The organism is Brevundimonas sp. EYE_349 (genome assembly GCF_023147505.1).
GTDB lineage: Bacteria > Pseudomonadota > Alphaproteobacteria > Caulobacterales > Caulobacteraceae > Brevundimonas.
In genome coordinates this window covers 82291-102263 of the sequence record NZ_JAHXPB010000010.1, presented here as the reverse complement: position 1 = coordinate 102263, position 19973 = coordinate 82291, and the positions used below count along the sequence as shown (strand labels likewise).

Genomic DNA, 19973 nt, shown 5'->3' with positions numbered 1-19973 from the left:
CCAGAGGAACTCTCCATGCCGTCGATCGACAGCTTCAAGACCCGCCAGGACCTTTCCGTCGGGCGTAAGAAATACGCCTATTACAGCCTTCCCGCCGCCGAGGAAGCAGGGCTTTCCGGGATTTCCCGCCTGCCGCGCTCGATGAAGGTGCTGCTGGAGAACCTGCTGCGCAACGAGGACGGGGTCTCCGTCACCGAGGACGACCTGAAGGCCGTCGCCGCCTGGGTCGAGAACAAGGGCTCGGTCGAGCACGAAATCGCCTTCCGTCCGGCCCGCGTGCTGATGCAGGACTTCACCGGCGTTCCCGCCGTGGTCGACCTGGCCGCCATGCGCGACGCCATGAGCGCCCTGGGCGCCGACGCCGCCAAGATCAACCCGCTGGTGCCGGTCGATCTGGTCATCGACCACTCGGTCATGGTCGACAACTTCGGCACGTCGAAAGCCTTCGGTCAGAACGTCGAGCGTGAATACGAGCGCAACATCGAGCGCTACAACTTCCTGCGCTGGGGCTCTTCGGCCTTCAACAACTTCCGCGTCGTGCCCCCCGGCACCGGCATCTGCCACCAGGTGAACCTGGAGAACCTGGCCCAGACCGTCTGGACCCTGGACGAAGGCAAGAAGACCGTCGCCTATCCCGACACCGTCGTCGGCACCGACAGCCACACCACCATGATCAACGGTCTGGCCGTCCTGGGCTGGGGCGTCGGCGGCATCGAGGCCGAGGCCGCCATGCTGGGCCAGCCGATCCCGATGCTGATCCCCGAGGTCATCGGCTTCAAGCTGACCGGCCGTCTGCCGGAAGGCGCGACCGCCACCGACCTGGTGCTGACCGTCACCCAGATGCTGCGCAAGAAGGGCGTGGTCGGCAAGTTCGTCGAGTTCTTCGGCGACGCCCTGCCGAACATGACGATCGAGGACCAAGCGACCATCGCCAACATGGCCCCGGAATACGGCGCCACCTGTGGCTTCTTCCCCGTCTCGGCCGCCACCATCGGCTATCTGACCGCCACGGGCCGCGACAAGGCGCGTGTCGCCCTGGTCGAAGCCTACGCCAAGGCGCAAGGCCTGTGGATCGACGAGACGAGCGAAGACCCGGTCTTCTCCGACGTGCTGGAACTGGACATCTCGACCGTCGTGCCGTCGCTGGCGGGTCCGAAGCGTCCGCAGGATCGCGTCGAGCTGACCACCGCCGCCTCTTCGTTCGAAACCGCCCTGAGCGAGGTGTTCAACCGCCCGTCCGACGCCCCCCGCGCCGACGTGGAAGGCGAGAAGTTCTCGGTCGGCGACGGCGACGTGGTCATCGCGGCCATCACCTCCTGCACCAACACCTCCAACCCGTCGGTGCTGATCGCCGCCGGCCTGGTGGCGCGCAAGGCCAATGCGCTGGGCCTGAAGGCCAAGCCGTGGGTCAAGACCTCGCTGGCGCCGGGATCGCAGGTGGTCACCGACTATCTGACCGACGCCGGTCTGCAGAAGGACCTGGACGCCCTGGGCTTCAACCTGGTCGGCTATGGCTGCACCACCTGCATCGGCAACTCGGGCCCGCTGGACCCGGCGATTTCCAAGGCGATCAACGACAACGCCCTGGTCGCCACCAGCGTCCTGTCGGGCAACCGCAACTTCGAAGGTCGCGTGAACCCGGACGTCCAGGCCAACTATCTGGCCTCGCCGCCGCTGGTCGTGGCCTATGCCATCGCCGGTTCGATGCGGATCGACATCACCAAGGACCCGATCGGTCAGGACAAGAAGGGCAATGACGTCTTCCTGAAGGACGTCTGGCCGACCGCGCAGGAAATCTCGGACATCCAGCGCAAGTCCGTCACCCCGGCCATGTTCGCCAAACGCTACAAGGACGTGTTCAAGGGCGACAAGCACTGGCAGGCGATCAAGGTCACCGGCGGCCAGACCTATGAGTGGGACGACAAGTCGACCTATGTCGCCAACCCGCCCTATTTCGAAGGTCTGTCGATGGAGCTGACGCCGGTTCAGGACATCGTGGAAGCGCGCGTCCTGGCCATCTTCGGCGACTCGATCACCACCGACCACATCAGCCCGGCCGGTTCGATCAAGAAGACCTCGCCCGCCGGCGTCTATCTGACCAACCACGGCGTCGAGGCGGCCGAGTTCAACAGCTACGGCGCCCGTCGCGGCAACCACGAAGTCATGATGCGCGGCACCTTCGCCAACATCCGCATCAAGAACCGCATCACGCCCGACATCGAAGGCGGCGTGACCAAACACTTCCCGTCGGGCGACACCATGTCGATCTATGACGCGGCCATGCGTTACCAGTCGGAAGGCCGTCCTCTGGTCGTCTTCGCCGGCAAGGAATACGGCACCGGCTCGTCGCGCGACTGGGCGGCCAAGGGCACCAACCTGCTGGGCGTCCGCGCCGTCATCGCCGAAAGCTTCGAGCGCATCCACCGTTCGAATCTGGTCGGCATGGGCGTGGTGCCGCTGCAGTTCAAGCAGGACGGCTGGCAGAAGCTGGGCCTGACGGGCGAAGAGATCGTCACCATCCGCGGACTGACCGACGCCAACATCGGCAAGCTGAAGCCGCGTCAGGACCTGTGGGTCGAACTGTTCCGTCCGTCGGACGGCAAGATGGCCCGCTTCCCGGTTCGTTGCCGCATCGATAACCAGACCGAGCTGGACTATCTGCGCGCAGGCGGCGTCATGCCCTACGTCCTGCGCAACCTGGCCCGCGGCCCCGAAACCGAAGCGCCGATCGCCGCCGAGTAATCGACACGCCGATCTGGCGTAGAAGATCGCCTGTCGTCACCCGAAGGTCGCAAGACCTTCGGGTGATTGCGTTTCAGGCGCGCGCATCGCACGGCTGCTGCGTGGAAATTCGGTCGAGACGTGCGGAGAAGTCAGCCATGGCGTGGCAAAGGGCCGCCATCTGCACGCAGGCCTCGCTCAGCGCGGGCGACGGCTCGTCAAACGATCGCGCCAGCCATTCAGCGGCCAGAGACTCGAAATTCTTCCGATCCATGTCTGCCTGATCCGTTTGGAATACCAATGTCGTCTAACATGCACGGGTTGTGCCATCGACGCATTTCCCTTGCCAGTTGTTTAATCCAGCGTCAGGGCCTCGGCCAGAAGTCGGGCCTCGGCCGCGCGGCTGGAGCCGGCGCGCCAGGCGACCACGATCTCGCGGCGGGGCGGGGCCCCGTCGGCCTGATTCTCGAAGGCGCGGATGGCGACGGACGGGTTGTCGGCGAGACCCGCCTGCACCGCCATCTTGGGCAGGAAGGAGACGCCCAGCCCTGATCCGACCATCTGGACCAGGGTATGCAGGCTGGTGGCGGCGAAGACGTCGTCGCCGCGCGGCGCCTCGATGTCCAGCGCCGCCAGGGCGTGGTCGCGCAGGCAATGGCCGTCTTCCAGCAGGATCAGGTCCTCAGCCCGCAGCGAGCCGGGGCCGATGGGGCCGGGCGCGGCCAGGGCGTGGTCGGCGGGGGCGGCGGCCATGATCTCATCGTCGCCGATACGGGCGTGGGCGATGCCGGGGGCGTCATAGGGCAGGGCGATGACGGCGGCGTCGATCTGACCGGCCTTCAGCGCCGCGATCAGGCGGGGCGTCAGGTCTTCGCGGATGAAAAGCTTCAGGCTGGGGTAGGCGGCCTTCACCGACGGCAGTTTGGCGGGCAACAGGAAGGGCGCGACAGTCGGGATGACGCCAAGCCGGAAGCGGCCGGACAGCAGCCGGCCAGCGTTCTTGGCCGCTTCGACCAGGTCCTCGGTGCGGGCCAGCACGTCCTCGGCCCGGCGCACGGCCTCGGCCCCCACGGCTGTCATGATGACCGCCCCGCGCGCCCGCTCGACCACCGGCGCGCCCAGAATACGCTCCAGTTCCTGGACCCCGGCGCTGAGGGCGGGCTGGCTGACGTGGGCGGCCTCGGCGGCGCGCGAGAAACTACCGTGTTCGGCCAAAAGCTCGAGATACTGAAGCTGTCGCAGGGTGGGGAGCATAGGTGCGACATAGGGTCAGTCTATGAACAAATCAAAGATAATCGATTTGATCTATTTTCTGGCCTGGCCCCAAATGCCCCTGGGATCACCAGGGGCAATGCCGCGCAACGCCGCGCCGCCGTCCCGTCCACTCCGGAGAGACGACCATGAGCGACGAAGCCAAATGCCCCTTCTCGGGCCGCACGACAGAATCCGTCGCAGGCGGCGGGACGCAGAACCGCGACTGGTGGCCCGGGCATCTGCGCACCGATCTGCTGAACCAGCATTCGTCGCGGTCCAACCCGCTGGGGCAGGACTTCAGCTATGCCGAGGCGTTCAAGACGCTGGATTATGAGGCGCTGAAGGCCGATCTGCGCAAGCTGATGACGGATTCGCAGGACTGGTGGCCCGCCGACTTCGGTCATTACGGGCCGCAGTTCATCCGCATGGCCTGGCATAGCGCCGGCACCTATCGCGTCGGCGACGGCCGCGGCGGCGGCGGACGCGGCCAGCAGCGGTTCGCGCCGCTGAACTCCTGGCCCGACAACGTCAACATCGACAAGTCGCGCCGCCTGCTGTGGCCGATCAAGCAGAAATACGGCCAGGCCATTTCCTGGGCCGACCTGTTGATCCTGACCGGCAATGTGGCGCTGGAGACCATGGGTTTCCGCACCTTCGGCTTCGCCGGCGGACGCGAGGATGTCTGGGAGCCCGATCAGGACGTCTATTGGGGGCGCGAGACCACCTGGCTGGGCGGCGACCTGCGCTACGCCCACGGTTCGCATGGGGTGGACAAGCCGGCCGACGAGGCCGTGCTGGTCTTGGACGACGACGCGGACGGCCATGAGCATTCGCGCGATCTGGAGAACCCGCTGGCGGCTGTGCAGATGGGGCTGATCTACGTCAACCCGGAAGGACCGGACGGCAATCCCGACCCGCTGGCGGCGGCGCACGACATTCGCGACACCTTCAAGCGGATGGCCATGGACGACGAGGAGACGGTGGCCCTGATTGCGGGCGGCCATACCTTCGGCAAAACGCACGGCGCCGGGCCGGCCGATCATGTCGGACCCGAACCGGAGGCGGACGGTCTGGAGGCGCAAGGGCTGGGCTGGACCTCCAGCTTCGGCTCGGGCAAGGCCGGCGACGCCATCACCAGCGGGCTGGAAGTCACCTGGACCCAGACGCCGGCCCAGTGGAGCAACTTCTTCTTCGAGAACCTTTTCGGCTTCGAATGGGAGCTGGAGAAGTCGCCGGCCGGGGCGCACCAGTGGGTGGCCAAGGATGCGGGCGAGATCATTCCCGACGCCCACGATCCATCGAAAAAGAAGCGGCCGACCATGCTGACGACCGATCTGTCGCTGCGGTTCGACCCCGAATACGAAAAGATCTCGCGCCGCTTCCTGCACAATCCGCAAGCCTTCGCCGAAGCCTTCGCGCGGGCCTGGTTCAAGCTGACGCACCGCGATCTGGGGCCGCGCTCGCGTTATATGGGGCCGGAAATCCCGCGCGAGGAGCTGATCTGGCAGGACCCGATCCCGGCGGTGGATCATCCGCTGATCGATGCGGCGGACGCGGCCGATCTGAAGGCGCGGATCGCCGAGACGGACCTCAGCCCGGCTGAACTGGTCGCGACCGCCTGGGCCTCGGCCTCGACCTTCCGGGGCGGGGACAAGCGCGGCGGAGCGAACGGGGCGCGCATCCGCCTGGCCCCGCAAAAGGACTGGGCCGTCAACCAGCCCGAACTGCTGGACCGGGTGCTGAAGACGCTGGAGAGGGTGCGGTTCGCCTTCAACCAGGACCAGACGGGCGGCAAGGCCGTGTCCCTGGCCGATCTGATCGTGCTGGCCGGCAATCTGGGCGTCGAACAGGCGGCCAAGGCGGCGGGGCAGGAGGTGTCCGTGCCCTTTAATCCGGGGCGCGCCGACGCCAGTCAGGCGCAGACCGACGTCGAATCCTTCTCCTATCTGGAGCCGGCCGCCGATGGGTTCCGGAACTATCAGAAGGCGCGCTACAGCGTGCCGGCCGAGGCCCTGCTGATCGATCAGGCCCAGCGCCTGACCCTGACGGCGCCGGAGATGACGGTGCTGATCGGCGGCTTGCGCGCCATCAACATCAATACGGGTGGCGCGACGCATGGCGTGCTGACCGACCGGCCGGGCGTGCTGTCGAACGACGTCTTCGTCAACCTGCTGGACATGGACGTGAAGTGGACGGCGACCTCGGACGCCAGGGATGTGTTCGAAGGCCGCGACCGCCGCACGGGCGAGGCGAAATGGACCGGGACGCGGGTCGATCTGGTGTTCGGTTCCAACGCCGTGCTGCGCGCCCTGGCCGAGGTCTATGCCGGGGCGGACGCCCAGGCCAGGTTCACGACAGACTTCGTGGCGGCCTGGACCAAGGTGATGGAGCTGGATCGGTTCGACCTGCTCGGGTGAGCGTGATCCGGTTGCCATCGTCATTCCGGGTTCGTCCTGCGGACGCCCCCGGAATGACGGCAGATTATTTCAGCCTGATCTCGAACAGTTGCGGCCAGCGTTTGCCGGTGACGAACAGGCGTTTGCCCGCAGCGTCCCAGGCGATGCCGTTGGCGACATCGTCGTTGGGATCCAGCCCGGCGTCCTTGGGGACCAGGGCGGCAAGGTCTATGAAGGCCTTGACCACGCCGGTCTCGGGATCGATGCGCGCGATGCGGCTGTCCTGCCAAATGTTGGCGAACACCTCGCCATCGATCCATTCCAGTTCGTTGATCTGATCCAGCGGCCGGCCGTCGGCGGTCACGGAAACGCGGCCGGTCTCGGCCAAGGTGTCCGGATCGAGGAAGCGAATCTGGTCTGTGCCGTCGCTCATGATCAGCCGGCGGCCGTCGGTGGTCAGGGCCCAGCCCTCGCCCGGATAGGAGAAGCCGCCCAGGGGCGAGAAGTCGTCCAGCTTCCAGATGAAGCCAATGTGGTTGCGCCACGTCAGGCTGTAGAGCTTGCCGTTCAGCGTGGTCATGCCCTCGCCGAAATAGATGGTCGGCAGGTCGCGCTGGCGCTGCACCGCGCCCGTCTCCAGATCCACCTTGCGGATGAAGGACGGATACAGGCCGGTGCTCTCGTAAAGGGCGCCATCGTGAAAGAAGAGGCCCTCGGTGAAGGCTGTGCGGTCGTGCGGATAGGCGCGCACGACCTCATAGGACTGGACCGGAACCTCGGCGGCGGCGGGACCGAACAGACCGCCCGCCGCCAGCAGCAGGCCGGCGAAAAGACCGGCGAGGCGGGACGACGGACCGATCATGATCCTCAGCTCCGCTCGGCGGCGGCTTCGGCCTCGGCCTTGCGGGCGCGGGCTTCCGCAGCGTTCGCCTCGCTGCGGGCCAACTCGGCCTTTTCCTTCTTGGACGCGGATCGCCGACCCAGCATGTTCAACGCCTCCACCCCGGCCGAGAAGGCCATGGCGGCGTAGATGTAGCCCTTGGGAACATGGAAGCCAAAGCCGTCCGCGATCAGAACCATGCCGATCATCAGCAGGAAGCCCAGGGCCAGCATGACGACAGTCGGGTTCTTGTTGATGAAGTTGGCCAGGGGATCGGCGGCCAGCAGCATCACGGTCACGGCGACCAGAACCGCCACCACCATGATGGGCAGATGTTCGGTCATGCCCACGGCGGTCAGGATCGAGTCGATCGAGAAGACGATGTCCAGGATGATGATCTGGACGATCGCGGCCCCGGCGTTGGTGATCATGACGTCCTTCTTGTCCAGGACGTCGGGCGTGGGCGTCGGGTCCACCGTGTGGTGAATTTCCTTGGTCGCCTTCCAAACCAGGAACAGGCCGCCCGCGATCAGGATCAGATCCTTCCACGAGAATTCGTTGCCCATGACGGTGAAGACCGGCTGAACCAGTCCGACCAGCCAGGCGATGATCGACAGCAGGGCCAGACGCATGACCAGGGCCAGGCCGATGCCGATGCGCCGCACCTTGGAGCGCTGATGCTCTGGCAATTTGTTCGACAGGATGGAGATGAAGATCAGGTTGTCGATCCCGAGCACCACCTCCATCACGATGAGGGTCACCAATGCGGCCCAGGCGGCCGGATCGGAGAGAAGCGGGGTTATGCTGTCGAGCATCGGGGTTCCTGAGGGGGGTAAAAGCTTGAGCGGAAAGCGCTAGGGCCGACGCAGGTTCCGATCAAGCGGACGGGTGCGGCGTCATGGTCGCACCCCCTGCCTGCGCCTGCTGGGTCGCAGCAAATGCTAAGGCGCTGTCTCCTCCCTGCGGAGCAGAGACACGGAGGGGCTTCCGCCGCATCACAGGCGTTTGTGGGACTTCAAGAGCGCCTCCACCGCTTTGCGGTCCCTCCTCCCCATTGCATGGGAAGGAGACTTTGATCCGGCCTGCGGCATCGACGCGCCTTCACGGAATGTTGCGACTGGCGAAACCCCGTGCTATCAGGCGCCCGGCTTGAAGGGGGCGTGTTCACGGATACGGCCTCTGTCGTGCTTTCCCTAAGCATTTCAAGCTTTTGACCGTTGTGAACCTTCGCAGTCGGTCGCGACCCTGACACAACGACCTCGGACCCTAATCAGTGGCTGATGATTTCAGAACGACGGAAGTCGGCGATCGCTATGCACAGGCGCTGTTTGACCTGGCGTTGGAAACCGGCCGCCTGGACGCCGTTCGGGTCGATGTCGTCTCGCTGAAGACCGCCTGGACCGAGAGCGCCGACCTGCGCCGTCTGGCGACGTCGCCGGTCATTTCGACCGCCGATCAGGCCAAGGGTCTGGTCGCGGTGGCGACCCAGGCCAGGTTCGAGAAGAACACCGTCAACTTCCTGGGTCTGCTGGCCCAGAACGGCCGCGCCAGAGACCTGGGCGCCGTGGTCGCCGGCTTCGAGCGCCTTTACGCCAAACACGCCGGGATCGTCGCCGCAGAGGTGGTGTCGGCCCAGCCGCTGGACGCCAAGCAACTGGCCGCCATCAAGACCGCCCTGAACGCCAGCCTGGGCAAGGCGCCGGAGCTGACCACGCGGGTCGATCCGTCGATCCTGGGCGGCCTGAAGGTCAAGGTGGGGTCGAAGTTGTTCGACGCCTCGCTGAAGACCAAGCTCGACCAGATGAAATTCGCCCTCAAGCGCGCCTGAGCGTTCTGAGCCCCAAAGACTGCAGCGGGTCCGAACGGCTCGCCCCGAAGAAGACCTAGACAGAGAGATCCCATGGACATCCGCGCCGCTGAAATCTCGGCCATCCTGAAGTCGCAGATCGCCAACTTCGGCGTCGAAGCCGACGTTTCCGACGTCGGCAGCGTGCTGTCCGTCGGGGACGGCATCGCCCGCATTCACGGTCTGGACAATGTCCAGGCCGGCGAAATGGTCGAGTTCACCAAGGCCGGCGTCAAGGGCATGGCCCTGAACCTGGAACGCGACAACGTGGGCGCCGTGATCTTCGGCGCCGACGCCGCCATCGCCGAGGGCGACGACGTGCGCCGCCTGGGCGAGATCGTGGACGTGCCGGTCGGCAAGGGCCTCTTGGGCCGCGTCGTCAACCCGCTGGGCGAGCCGATCGACGGCAAGGGCCCGATCCAGTTCACCGAGCGCCGCCGCGTCGACGTCAAGGCGCCGGGCATCATCCCGCGCAAGTCGGTGCACGAGCCGATGCAGACCGGCCTGAAGGCCATCGACACCCTGATCCCCGTCGGCCGCGGCCAGCGCGAGCTGATCATCGGCGACCGTCAGGTCGGCAAGACGGCCGTCGCCGTCGACACCATCCTGAACCAGAAGAACGTCAACAAGACCGACAACGAGAGCGCCAAGCTCTACTGCATCTACGTCGCTGTCGGTCAGAAGCGTTCGACCGTGGCCCAGATCGTCAAGACGCTCGAAGAGTCCGACGCGCTGGAATACACCATCGTCGTCGCCGCCACCGCGTCCGAGCCGGCCCCGCTGCAGTTCTTGGCCCCGTTCGCCGGCACCGCCATGGGCGAGTTCTTCCGCGACAACGGCATGCACGCCCTGATCGTCTATGACGACCTGTCTAAACAGGCCGTGGCCTATCGCCAAATGTCGCTGCTGCTGCGCCGTCCGCCCGGCCGTGAAGCCTATCCGGGCGACGTCTTCTATCTGCACAGCCGCCTCCTGGAGCGTTCGGCCAAGCTGAACGAGGACTATGGTTCGGGCTCCATGACCGCCCTGCCGATCATCGAGACCCAGGCCAACGACGTGTCGGCCTACATCCCGACCAATGTGATCTCGATCACCGACGGCCAGATCTTCCTGGAATCGGACCTGTTCTATCAGGGCATCCGCCCGGCCGTGAACGTCGGCATCTCGGTGTCGCGCGTGGGCTCGTCGGCCCAGACCAAGGCGATGAAGAAGGTCGCCGGCACCATCAAGGGCGAGCTGGCCCAGTATCGTGAAATGGCCGCCTTCGCCAAGTTCGGTTCGGACCTGGACGCCTCGACCCAGAAGCTGCTGGCGCGCGGCGCCCGCCTGACCGAGCTGCTGAAGCAGCCGCAGTATTCGCCGCTGGCGATGGAAGAGCAGGTCGTCTCGGTTTACGCCGGCACGCGCGGCTATATCGACGGCATCGCCGTGGGCGACGTGGGTCGTTTCGAGAAGGAACTGCTGGCGCGCATCCATGCAAACCACGCCTCGCTGCTGGAAGGCATCCGCGCCAAGAAGGACCTGACGCCCGAGCTGGAAGCCGAGCTGAAGGACATCCTGGCCGCCTTCGTGAAGACCTTCGCCTGAGTTCGACCGGATAAGCTGAGAGAGTAGCGCCGGATGGCCAGCCTAAAGGAAATGCGCAATCGGATCGGAAGCGTGAAAGCCACGCAGAAGATCACGAAAGCCATGCAGATGGTCGCCGCGGCCAAGCTGAAACGCGCCCAGGATCAGGCCGAGAGCGCCCGTCCCTATGCGCAGAAGATGGCCTCGGTCATCGCCAACCTGGCCGCCGGCGTGTCGGGCTCCGACGCGCCGCGCCTGCTGGCGGGCACGGGCGGCGATCAGCGTCACCTGATCGTGGTGGCCACGGCGGACAAGGGTCTGGCGGGCGGCTTCTCGACCAACGTCATCCGCGCCGCGCGCGAGCGGATCAACAGCCTGATCGCCAACGGCAAGGACGTGAAGATCATCGCCGTCGGCAAGAAGTCGCGGGACCAACTGTCGCGTCTGTATGGCGACAAGGTGATCCACACCTTCGAACTGTCGGAACACAAGACCATCGGCCTGCCTTCGGCCCAGCCGGTCGCCGAAATGATCGCCACCGCGTTCGAGGACGGTCAGGCCGACGTGGTCACCCTGTTCTACAGCCAGTTCAAGTCGGTGATCCAACAGGTCCCGACCGGCAAGCAGCTGATCCCGGCCGTGGTCGAGGGCGATGCGCAGCCGATCGACCTGAACGGCGCGGTCTATGAGTATGAGCCGTCGGAAGAGGAAATCCTGGAAACCCTGCTTCCGCGCAACCTGACGACCCAGATCCTGGCGGCTCTGTACGAGAACCAGGCGGGCTTCTTCGGGTCGCAGATGGCGGCGATGGACAACGCCACGCGCAACGCCGGCGACCTCATCAACGCCCTGACGCTGCAATACAACCGCAAGCGCCAAGCCCAGATCACCACCGAGCTGATCGAGATCATCGCCGGCGCCGAAGCCCTCTGATCCCGACCGCACAGACATTCCGACACGGACCCCAGCCATGACCGACACCGTCGCCCCCAAGAAGCCCGCCGCCCGCAAGCCCGCCGCCAAGAAGGCCGCCCCGGACGCCGCGCCCGTCAACGCCGCCGCCGCAGGCCGCATCGCCCAGGTCATCGGCGCCGTCGTCGACGTTGAGTTCGACGGCCACCTGCCGGCGATCCTGAACGCCCTGCACACCCAGAACATCGACCAGAAGACGGGCGAGCCCTTCACCCTGGTTCTGGAAGTCGCCCAGCACCTGGGTGAGAACATGGTCCGCACCATCTCGATGGACACGACCGAGGGCCTGACGCGCGGCCAGGCCGTGACCGACACCGGCGCCTCGATCCAGACCCCGGTGGGCCCGGGCGTGCTGGGCCGCATCATGAATGTCGTCGGCCAGCCGATCGACGAGGCCGGTCCGATCCAGACCACGGAATACCGCCCGATCCACCGCGAGGCTCCGACCTTCGAGGAACAGACGACCTCGTCGGAAATCCTGGTCACGGGCATCAAGGTGATCGACCTGATCTGCCCCTACACCAAGGGCGGCAAGATCGGCCTGTTCGGCGGCGCCGGTGTGGGCAAGACCGTCACCATGCAGGAACTGATCAACAACATCGCCAAGGCGTACGGCGGTTATTCGGTTCTGGCCGGCGTGGGCGAGCGCACCCGCGAAGGCAACGACCTGTATCACGAGATGATCGAGTCCAACGTGAACGTGGACCCGGCCAAGAACGACGGCTCGACCGAAGGCTCCAAGTGCGCCCTGGTCTATGGCCAGATGAACGAGCCCCCCGGCGCCCGCGCCCGCGTCGCCCTGACCGGCCTGGCCCAGGCCGAGTATTTCCGCGACGAGGAAGGCAAGGACGTTCTGCTGTTCGTCGACAACATCTTCCGCTTCACGCAAGCCGGTTCGGAAGTGTCGGCGTTGTTGGGCCGTATCCCGTCCGCCGTGGGCTATCAGCCGACGCTGGCCACCGAGATGGGCAACCTGCAAGAGCGCATCACCTCGACCAAGAAGGGCTCGATCACCTCGGTCCAGGCCATCTACGTCCCGGCCGATGACCCCACCGACCCGGCGCCGGCCGCCTCGTTCGCCCACCTGGACGCGACGACCATGCTGTCGCGTGACATCGCCGCCCAGGCCATCTTCCCCGCCGTCGATCCGCTAGACTCGACCTCGCGGATCATGGACCCGCTGGTCATCGGCGAAGAACACTATCAGGTCGCTCGTTCGGTCCAGGAAGTGCTGCAGCAGTACAAGGGCCTGAAGGACATCATCGCCATCCTGGGCATGGACGAGCTGTCGGAAGAGGACAAGCTGGTCGTGTCGCGCGCCCGCAAGATCCAGCGCTTCCTGTCGCAGCCCTTCTTCGTGGCCGAACAGTTCACCAACTCGCCCGGCAAGTTCGTCGAACTGGCCGACACGATCCGCTCGTTCAAGGGCATCGTGGCCGGTGAATACGACCATCTGCCGGAAGCCGCATTCTACATGGTCGGCGCCATCGAAGAGGCCGTCGCCAAGGCCGAGAAGATGGCGGCGGAAGCCTGATCATGGCCGGCAAGCTGAACTTCTCCCTCGTTTCGCCGGAACGCGAGGTCTTTTCGGGCCTCGTGGACCAGGTGGACGCGCCGGGCGTCGAGGGCGACTTCGGCGTGCTCCCCGACCACGCGCCCTTCATGACCGCCCTGCGCGAAGGCCTGGTCACCGTCTATAATGGCGGCGCCAAGACCCAGTATGACGTCCACGGCGGCTTCGCCGACGTGAACGGCGAGGGCCTGACCATCCTGGCCGAACAGGCCACCGAGGTCGTCGCGGGCTGATCGTCGAACGCGCATATTTCAGTTGACGAAAACGGCCCTGGCGTGATCGCGTCGGGGCCGTTTTCAATTCCTCCGAGGCGATCGTGAAGCGCATTACGACCCTGTTTGCGGTTCTGGCGGGGGTCGGCGGAATGTCCGGCTGCGCGGCCATGGTCGAGCCGAACCTGGACGCCAACGGGTGCCGGCCCGCCATGGCGATCTATCAGCCCCCGGTGCGCCTGGGCGGGGCGGGCCAGGTCATTCATATTCCGACGTCGTGTCCTTCGAGCGCGGCCTTGGAGGCGCGGATCGCGCGAGCCAACGCCCAAGCGCGGGCCGTGGCGGCGCAGGGGATTACAGAACAGGCGTCGACCAGCGCGGCTGTAGGTCCCGCGCCTACCCGTCCTGCACCGCCGCCGCCGGTCGAGCCCGTGATCGCCATATTGAACGGCGTCGACGGGTTCTGCGGCTGGTTCCTGGGCGACAAGCCCTATTCGCTGGAGGGGCTGCGCCAAGCCGCCTTCGACGCCGGCTATGGACGCGGTGCGCCGGTGCAGATGATCCCTCTGCCGGAAATGCGCGAGGCGGCGTCCTACAGCACTATGGGCTTTACTGCCATGATCGCCGATGCCCCCAGCGACAGGCACGGCATGGCCGCCTTCGTGACCTTCCACGATCCGGCTTGTCAGGTGCTGGTCTATGGCTATGCCGACGCGGCGCAGATGGCGCTGGAACGGCTGGAAAGCCTGGGCTGGAGGAAGGACGGCGGACCGATAGCCCTGCCTGAAATGACGGCGCAACGCTATCGCGGGCACGGCATGACCCTGACGGCCCACCGTCCCAGCGCGCCTGCGGAGGGGGCGCGGCTGGAGCTGATCCTGAATCTGACGCCGGGCGAAGCCTCTACGCGCGGGTTGCTGGAATAAGCGCGCCCGGCTGACAGATCGGCGGCGGGCGGCTAAGACCGGCGCATGACCGATCTTATCGACATTCACGGCGTCTGCGCGCCCGGTTTCGAGGCTGTGCGGGAGGCGTTCGCCGCCAACTTCACCGACGCGCCCGAGGGGCTGGACGAACAGGCGGCCCGGTTCAGCGTGGTGATCGAGGAGGAGACGGTCGTCGATCTGTGGGGCGGCTGGGCCGATACGGCGAAGACGACGCCGTTCACGAACACCACCCTGACCTCGGTCTTTTCGACCGGCAAGGCGGTCATGGCCCTGTTGATGGCGACGGCGGTCGAGGCGGGGCAGGTGGATTACGACCAGACGGTCGCCTCGCTGTGGCCCGCGTTCGGGGCGGCGGGGAAAGAGGACGTGACCGTGGCCCAACTGCTGAGCCACCAGTCGGGCCTGCCGGGCTTCTCAGAGGCGGTTGAACCCTCCATCTGGTTCGACGCCCAGGCCGTGGTCGAGAAGCTGGCCGCCCAGGCGCCGATGTGGGCCCCGGGAACGGCGTCCGGATACCACCCGATCACGGTCGGCTATCTGGCCAATGCAGTGTTCCGCCGGGCGACGGGCCGGACCATGGGCCACACCCTGCGCGAAGACTTTGCCAATCTGGACCTGTGGATCGGCCTGCCTGACAGCGAACATGGCCGTGTCGCGCAGATGAGAAAGCCGACGGCGGCGCCCAGCCTGGGGACCATCGACCCGATCAAACAGGCGGCCTTCCTGGACCGCGGCTCGGCGCCGGGCGGGCGCGGGTCGGTGGAGTGGCGGCGGATGGAGATTCCCTCGGCCAATTTGCACGGCACGGCGCTGGGACTGGCGAAACTGCTGGGCGTGGTCGCCAATGAGGGGCGGCTGAACGGCCGTTCGATCCTTTCGGGCCAGACGTTGGAGCAACTGACCCGCGAACGCATCCACGGTCAGGACAAGGTCCTGCCCTATGTCATCAGCTGGGCGGCGGGCCTGATGCGCAACGACGGGCTGAATGTCTTTGGCCCGAACGCGGCCTGGGGCCATTACGGCTGGGGCGGGTCGATGGCCATGGCCGATCCGTCGCAGCGCCTGTCGGCAGCCTATGTGATGACGCGGCAGTCGCCGCACCTGATCGGCGATCCGCGCCCGCGGCGCCTGCTGGAGGCGGTTTACGCTGCGCTCTAGACGGTTTCGGACAGGGCCACGGCGCGCCGCGCGGCGCGCGAGCGGTTGAGGGCGCCCAGGGCGAAGACGGCCGCGCCGGTCCAGATGAAGACGAAGGAGACGATGCGCAGCGGCGTCAGGGCCTCGCCGGTCAGGACGCCGCAGGCGAACTGCAGCGTCGGGGCCAGGAACTGGATGAAGCCGATGGTCGACAGAGGCAGGCGCCGCGCCGACCAGGCGAACAGGACCAGGGGCACCACCGTCGCCAGGCCGCTGAAAAGCGCCCAGGCCAGGCCCGTGGGCGAGGCGAAGCCGGCGGCCTGGCCATGGGTGGCCAGCCAGGCCAGGAAGACGGCGCCGATGGGCAGCAGAACGAGGCATTCGACGAAAAGGCCGGTCTGGGCCGAGGCCGGGACACGCTTTCGGATCACCGCATAGGCGCAGAAGGTGACCGCCAGCGTCAGGCCGATGATCGGCACATGACCCAGGGCCACGGTCTGGACCGCCACCCCGACGGCGGCCAGGGCGATGGCGGCGGCGCTCCAGCGGTCGATCTTCTCGCGGAACAGGACGGCGCCCGCCGCCATGTTCAGCAGGGGATTGATATAGTAGCCGAGGCTGGCCTCCAGCGTCGCGTGATGGGTGGTGGCGAAGACATAGAGGCTCCAGTTCGTGCCGATCAGCAGGGCCGACAGAGCCAGCCAGGCCAGGGTGCGCGGGCTGGCCAGCACCTGACGCGCCTCGCCCCACCGCCCGGCCATCAGCAGCACCGCTCCGGCGACGAAGACCGACCAGACCGCCCGGTGGGCCAAGATTTCGGGCGCGCCAAACCCCGCCGCCGCCATGGCCATGAACAGCAGCGGCAACAGACCCCACAGAGTGTAGCAGGCGACGGCGGTGCCGACCGCGCGGGGGTCGTTGGGGGTGGCGGATGTCATGGGCGCTTATCCTTCCACGCCTTCGCCGTCATCCTCGTGCTGGAGCCGAGGATCGGGTGATCGGCCGCTGATGCGAACGGGTAGAGCATGGACGCTTGTCAGGTCCGATCCTTGGGGCAAGCCCGAGGACGACGGTGAGTGTTGAGTTCGAAGCCGCCTACACCGTGATCGAACGATAGCCCGACGAGGACTTGATGACGCCGGTCTCGTCCAGAAGCTGGGCGATCTGGACGGCGTTCAGGGCGGCGCCCTTGCGCAGGTTGTCGGACACGACCCACAGGTTCAGGCCGTTCTCGACCGTCGGGTCCTTGCGGATGCGCGACACATAGACGGCGTGTTCGCCGGCGGCGTCGACGGGGGTGATATAGCCGTCGTGCTCCTGCTTATCGATGACCAGCACGCCCGGCGCCTCGCGCAGGATGGCGCGGGCTTCGTCTGGGGCGAGGGGGCGGTCGAACTGAATGTTCACGGCCTCGGAGTGACCGACAAAGACCGGCACGCGCACGCAGGTGACGGTGACCTGGATGTTCGGGTCCAGCATCTTGTGCGTCTCGTCCGACATCTTCTGCTCCTCGTCGGTCGAACCGTCTTCCAGGAAGGCGCCGATGTAGGGGATGACGTTGAAGGCGATCTGTTTGGGGAACTTCTTGGGACGCGCATCGCCCAGGCCGTAGATGGCCTTGGTCTGGTTCCACAGCTCGTCCATGCCTTCCTTGCCGGCGCCGGATACCGACTGATAGGTCGAGACGACCACGCGCTTGATCTTGGCCGCATCGTGCAGCGGCTTCAGCGCCGTGACCAGCTGGATGGTCGAGCAGTTGGGGTTGGCGATGATGTTCTTCTTGGTCGCGTCCTTGATGGCGTCGGGGTTCACTTCCGGCACGATCAGCGGCACGTCGGCGTCCTTGCGGAAGGCCGAGGAGTTGTCGATGACGATGGGACCGGCCTTGCCGATCTTTTCCGACCATTCCCTGGACACCGCGCCGCCGGCGGACATCAGGACGAGATCGACGGAGGAGAAGTCGAACTGTTCGATGTCCTGGCATTTGATGGTCTTGTCGCCGAAGGAGACTTCCACGCCCTTGGACTTGCGCGAGGCGATGGCGTGAATCTCATCCACGGGGAATTCGACTTCCTCCAGGATGTTCAGCATTTCGCGGCCCACATTGCCCGTGGCTCCGACGATGGCGACGCGATAACCCATTTTTGTTGGTCCTTCGGACGCGCTGACGCTCGGCTCAGCGGAGCCTTGCTGCTTGAGCGCGGTTTGGTGTGTGCTGTGCATTTAGGCGTTCGCAGCCGCGAAGCAATCGCTTTTCGGCGCGGGGGACTTTAAGCAGGGCCGCCATGACCTCCCGCATCCGCAACGCCTACGATATCCGCGTGGAAGAGGGCGTTCTGACGCCCGATCCGGCGCAGGCCGACGTGATCACCGCGCTGGAACGCCTCGAGGTCGATCTGGGCAAGCGGGGTCTGTTCGGAAAGCCGCCCGAGGTGCGCGGCGTCTATCTGTACGGGCCGCCCGGACGGGGCAAGTCGATGCTGATGGACCTGTTCTATTCGGCGACGCCCGAGCCGCGAAAGACGCGGGCGCACTTCCACGCCTTCATGGCCCGCATCCACGATCTGGTGAAACAGTGGCGCGAGGGGGACGCCAGGACCCGGAAGGCCGTGTTCGGAACCCATAAGGGCGACGACCCGATCCCGCCGATCGCCAAGCTGATCGCCTCGGAAGCCCGGCTGCTGTGCTTCGACGAGCTGCAGGTTACAGACATCGCCGACGCCATGATCCTGGGGCGGCTGTTCGAGGCCCTGTTCGAGGACCGCGTGGTGCTGGCCATCACCTCGAACCGCGCGCCGGAAGACCTCTACAAGAACGGCATCAATCGCCAGCTGTTCACCCCCTTCATCGACATCATCCGCCAGCGCTGCGTGGTGGTGGAGACGGCCGGGGCGCGCGACTGGCGGCTGGACCGGATGACCTCGGCCCAGGTTTGGCACACGCCCGAAGACCGCGCGGCGTTCGAGGACCTGTGGCGCGAACTGAAGGGGGGAGAGCCGGAGGAACCGGCGCACCTGACGGTGCTGGGCCGCGACGTGGTGGTGGAGCGAACCGTGGGGTCGATGGCGCGGGCGACCTTCGCCGACCTGTGCGCCCGGCCGCTGGGGCCGCAGGACTATCTGGCCATCGCCCAGCGGTTCCACACCCTGTTCCTAGAGGATGTGCCGATCCTGAGTTCGGCCAACCACCACGAGGCGCGGCGTCTGGTGACCCTGGTGGACGCGCTTTACGAGGCCAAGACCAAGCTGATCGTGCTGGCGGCGGCCAAGCCTGAGGCCCTCTATACCGAGGGGGTGGGGGCGTTCGAGTTCGAACGCACCGTTTCGCGCTTCAACGAGATGCAAAGCAAGGACTGGCTGGCGCACGTGCGGGATTGAACCTCCCTCCCAACGGGAGAAGGGAGAAAGAAAAAGGGCCGCGGATTGCTCCGCGGCCCATTGTTATTCGATTGACGCTTGGCTTAGGCCAGCGAAGAATCAATGTCCTTGCAGGCCTGCAGCAGGCCCTGGACCGAGGCGACGGACTTTTCGAACATCGCCTTTTCTTCGTCGTTGGTGGTGAACTCGACCACCTTCTCGACGCCGCCGGCGCCGATCAGGGCGGGGACGCCGACGTAGAGGTCCGACAGGCCGTATTCGCCCGACAGCCAGACGGCGCAGGGCAGGACGCGCTTCTGGTCAAGCAAGTACGACTTGGCCATGGCGATGGCGGATTCAGCCGGGGCGTAGAAGGCCGAGCCGGTCTTCAGCAGGGCCACGATCTCGCCGCCGCCCTTGCGGGTGCGGTCGACGATGGCGTCCAGATCGGCCTGGCTCAGGAAGCCGGCGGCGACGGCGTCCGGCAGGGGTAGGCCGCCGACGGTCGAGTGACGCACCATCGGCACCATGTCGTCGCCGTGACCGCCCAGGGTCCAGGCATGGATGTCCTGAACCGACACGCCGGTCTTTTCAGCCAGGAAGTAGGCGAAACGCGCCGAGTCGAGGACGCCAGCCATGCCGACGACCTTCTCCTTGGGCAGACCCGAGAACTTCTGCAGGGCCCAGACCATGGCGTCGAGCGGGTTGGTGATGCAGATGACGAAGGCGTTGGGGGCGTGGGCCTTGATGCCTTCGCCGACGGCCTTCATGACCTTCAGGTTGATGCCGATCAGGTCGTCGCGGCTCATGCCCGGCTTGCGCGGCACGCCGGCGGTGACGATGCAGACGTCGGCGCCCGCGATGTCGGCATAGTCGTTGGCGCCCTTCAGGGCTACGTCCTGGCCGAAGACGGCCGAGGCCTCGGCGATGTCCAGCGCCTTGCCCTGCGGCGTGCCTTCGGCGATGTCGAACAGGATCACGTCGCCCAGGGCTTCGCGAGCGGCCACGTGGGCCAGGGTGCCGCCGATCATGCCGGCGCCGATAAGGGCGATCTTCGCGCGAGCCATGGATGTCTCCGTTTATTGCGTGTGCGAAATGGGGATTAATCGTGCG

At 66.2% G+C, this 19973-nt stretch carries 17 protein-coding genes; 10 read left to right on the top strand and 7 right to left on the bottom strand.

Going from position 1 to position 19973, the window contains the following annotated elements:
* The first annotated feature begins 15 nt into the window (after positions 1 to 15).
* On the top strand, positions 16 to 2742 hold the full coding sequence (acnA, locus tag KZX42_RS15935) for an aconitate hydratase AcnA (protein WP_248120974.1): 2727 nt from the start codon (positions 16 to 18) through the stop codon (positions 2740 to 2742).
* A 73-nt stretch (positions 2743 to 2815) separates the two neighbouring features.
* Here the strand turns inward: acnA and KZX42_RS15930 are convergent, their stop codons facing one another.
* Together KZX42_RS15930 and KZX42_RS15925 are read right to left on the bottom strand one after the other, a co-directional pair.
* Positions 2816 to 2995, bottom strand: a complete 180-nt coding sequence (locus tag KZX42_RS15930; protein ID WP_248120972.1) for a hypothetical protein — start codon at positions 2993 to 2995, stop codon at positions 2816 to 2818.
* An 80-nt stretch (positions 2996 to 3075) separates the two neighbouring features.
* On the bottom strand, positions 3076 to 3975 hold the full coding sequence (locus KZX42_RS15925; protein WP_248120971.1) for a hydrogen peroxide-inducible genes activator: 900 nt from the start codon (positions 3973 to 3975) through the stop codon (positions 3076 to 3078).
* Between the two features lie 146 nt (positions 3976 to 4121).
* On the opposite strand from KZX42_RS15925, the gene katG reads away from it, so the two are divergent.
* Positions 4122 to 6392: a catalase/peroxidase HPI gene (gene katG / locus KZX42_RS15920; RefSeq protein ID WP_248120969.1), complete on the top strand. Its 2271-nt coding sequence runs from the start codon at positions 4122 to 4124 to the stop codon at positions 6390 to 6392.
* A 64-nt stretch (positions 6393 to 6456) separates the two neighbouring features.
* Here the strand turns inward: katG and KZX42_RS15915 are convergent, their stop codons facing one another.
* On the bottom strand, positions 6457 to 7233 hold the full coding sequence (locus tag KZX42_RS15915) for a glutaminyl-peptide cyclotransferase (protein WP_248120967.1): 777 nt from the start codon (positions 7231 to 7233) through the stop codon (positions 6457 to 6459).
* A 5-nt stretch (positions 7234 to 7238) separates the two neighbouring features.
* Positions 7239 to 8066 (bottom strand): TerC family protein, encoded by an 828-nt coding sequence (locus KZX42_RS15910; protein WP_248120965.1) that lies wholly within the window; start codon positions 8064 to 8066, stop codon positions 7239 to 7241.
* A 458-nt stretch (positions 8067 to 8524) separates the two neighbouring features.
* Here KZX42_RS15910 and KZX42_RS15905 point away from each other — a divergent pair, with 458 nt between their 5' ends.
* From KZX42_RS15905 to KZX42_RS15875, 7 genes are all read left to right on the top strand, one after another.
* Positions 8525 to 9079, top strand: coding sequence for a F0F1 ATP synthase subunit delta (locus KZX42_RS15905; RefSeq protein WP_248120963.1), 555 nt, complete (start codon positions 8525 to 8527; stop codon positions 9077 to 9079).
* 72 nt (positions 9080 to 9151) lie between these two features.
* On the top strand, positions 9152 to 10684 hold the full coding sequence (atpA, locus tag KZX42_RS15900) for a F0F1 ATP synthase subunit alpha (protein WP_248120961.1): 1533 nt from the start codon (positions 9152 to 9154) through the stop codon (positions 10682 to 10684).
* Positions 10685 to 10717: 33 nt separating this feature from the next.
* Entirely contained in the window at positions 10718 to 11596 is an 879-nt protein-coding gene (locus KZX42_RS15895; RefSeq protein ID WP_248120959.1) for a F0F1 ATP synthase subunit gamma, read from the top strand.
* A 16-nt stretch (positions 11597 to 11612) separates the two neighbouring features.
* Positions 11613 to 13169, top strand: coding sequence for a F0F1 ATP synthase subunit beta (gene atpD, locus KZX42_RS15890; RefSeq protein WP_248121001.1), 1557 nt, complete (start codon positions 11613 to 11615; stop codon positions 13167 to 13169).
* 2 nt (positions 13170 to 13171) lie between these two features.
* Positions 13172 to 13441, top strand: coding sequence for an ATP synthase F1 subunit epsilon (locus KZX42_RS15885; RefSeq protein WP_248120957.1), 270 nt, complete (start codon positions 13172 to 13174; stop codon positions 13439 to 13441).
* A gap of 83 nt (positions 13442 to 13524) precedes the next feature.
* On the top strand, positions 13525 to 14346 hold the full coding sequence (locus KZX42_RS15880; RefSeq protein WP_248120955.1) for a hypothetical protein: 822 nt from the start codon (positions 13525 to 13527) through the stop codon (positions 14344 to 14346).
* Between the two features lie 45 nt (positions 14347 to 14391).
* A complete protein-coding gene (locus tag KZX42_RS15875) occupies positions 14392 to 15525 on the top strand; it encodes a serine hydrolase domain-containing protein (protein WP_248120954.1) in 1134 nt (377 codons plus the stop codon).
* Here KZX42_RS15875 and rarD read toward each other — a convergent pair.
* Positions 15522 to 16442: an EamA family transporter RarD gene (gene rarD / locus KZX42_RS15870; protein ID WP_248120952.1), complete on the bottom strand. Its 921-nt coding sequence runs from the start codon at positions 16440 to 16442 to the stop codon at positions 15522 to 15524. The genes KZX42_RS15875 and rarD overlap by 4 nt on opposite strands.
* Positions 16443 to 16599: 157 nt before the next feature.
* Complete coding sequence (locus KZX42_RS15865; protein ID WP_248120950.1) at positions 16600 to 17646, bottom strand: aspartate-semialdehyde dehydrogenase; 1047 nt, start codon at positions 17644 to 17646, stop codon at positions 16600 to 16602.
* A gap of 143 nt (positions 17647 to 17789) precedes the next feature.
* Here KZX42_RS15865 and zapE point away from each other — a divergent pair, with 143 nt between their 5' ends.
* Entirely contained in the window at positions 17790 to 18881 is a 1092-nt protein-coding gene (gene zapE / locus KZX42_RS15860; protein WP_248120948.1) for a cell division protein ZapE, read from the top strand.
* Between the two features lie 83 nt (positions 18882 to 18964).
* On the opposite strand, the gene mdh is transcribed toward zapE, so the two are convergent.
* Positions 18965 to 19927 (bottom strand): malate dehydrogenase, encoded by a 963-nt coding sequence (mdh, locus tag KZX42_RS15855; RefSeq protein WP_248120946.1) that lies wholly within the window; start codon positions 19925 to 19927, stop codon positions 18965 to 18967.
* Positions 19928 to 19973: the final 46 nt, after the last annotated feature.

Bases quoted from the DNA above. Each gene is read 5' to 3' on its own strand.
- acnA (WP_248120974.1), top strand. From the start codon at position 16: ATGCCGTCGATCGACAGCTTCAAGACCCGCCAGGACCTTTCCGTCGGG.
- KZX42_RS15930 (WP_248120972.1), bottom strand. From the start codon at position 2,995: ATGGATCGGAAGAATTTCGAGTCTCTGGCCGCTGAATGGCTGGCGCGA.
- KZX42_RS15925 (WP_248120971.1), bottom strand. From the start codon at position 3,975: ATGCTCCCCACCCTGCGACAGCTTCAGTATCTCGAGCTTTTGGCCGAA.
- katG (WP_248120969.1), top strand. From the start codon at position 4,122: ATGAGCGACGAAGCCAAATGCCCCTTCTCGGGCCGCACGACAGAATCC.
- KZX42_RS15915 (WP_248120967.1), bottom strand. From the start codon at position 7,233: ATGATCGGTCCGTCGTCCCGCCTCGCCGGTCTTTTCGCCGGCCTGCTG.
- KZX42_RS15910 (WP_248120965.1), bottom strand. From the start codon at position 8,066: ATGCTCGACAGCATAACCCCGCTTCTCTCCGATCCGGCCGCCTGGGCC.
- atpA (WP_248120961.1), top strand. From the start codon at position 9,152: ATGGACATCCGCGCCGCTGAAATCTCGGCCATCCTGAAGTCGCAGATC.
- KZX42_RS15895 (WP_248120959.1), top strand. From the start codon at position 10,718: ATGGCCAGCCTAAAGGAAATGCGCAATCGGATCGGAAGCGTGAAAGCC.
- KZX42_RS15885 (WP_248120957.1), top strand. From the start codon at position 13,172: ATGGCCGGCAAGCTGAACTTCTCCCTCGTTTCGCCGGAACGCGAGGTC.
- KZX42_RS15875 (WP_248120954.1), top strand. From the start codon at position 14,392: ATGACCGATCTTATCGACATTCACGGCGTCTGCGCGCCCGGTTTCGAG.
- rarD (WP_248120952.1), bottom strand. From the start codon at position 16,442: ATGACATCCGCCACCCCCAACGACCCCCGCGCGGTCGGCACCGCCGTC.
- KZX42_RS15865 (WP_248120950.1), bottom strand. From the start codon at position 17,646: ATGGGTTATCGCGTCGCCATCGTCGGAGCCACGGGCAATGTGGGCCGC.
- zapE (WP_248120948.1), top strand. From the start codon at position 17,790: ATGACCTCCCGCATCCGCAACGCCTACGATATCCGCGTGGAAGAGGGC.
- mdh (WP_248120946.1), bottom strand. From the start codon at position 19,927: ATGGCTCGCGCGAAGATCGCCCTTATCGGCGCCGGCATGATCGGCGGC.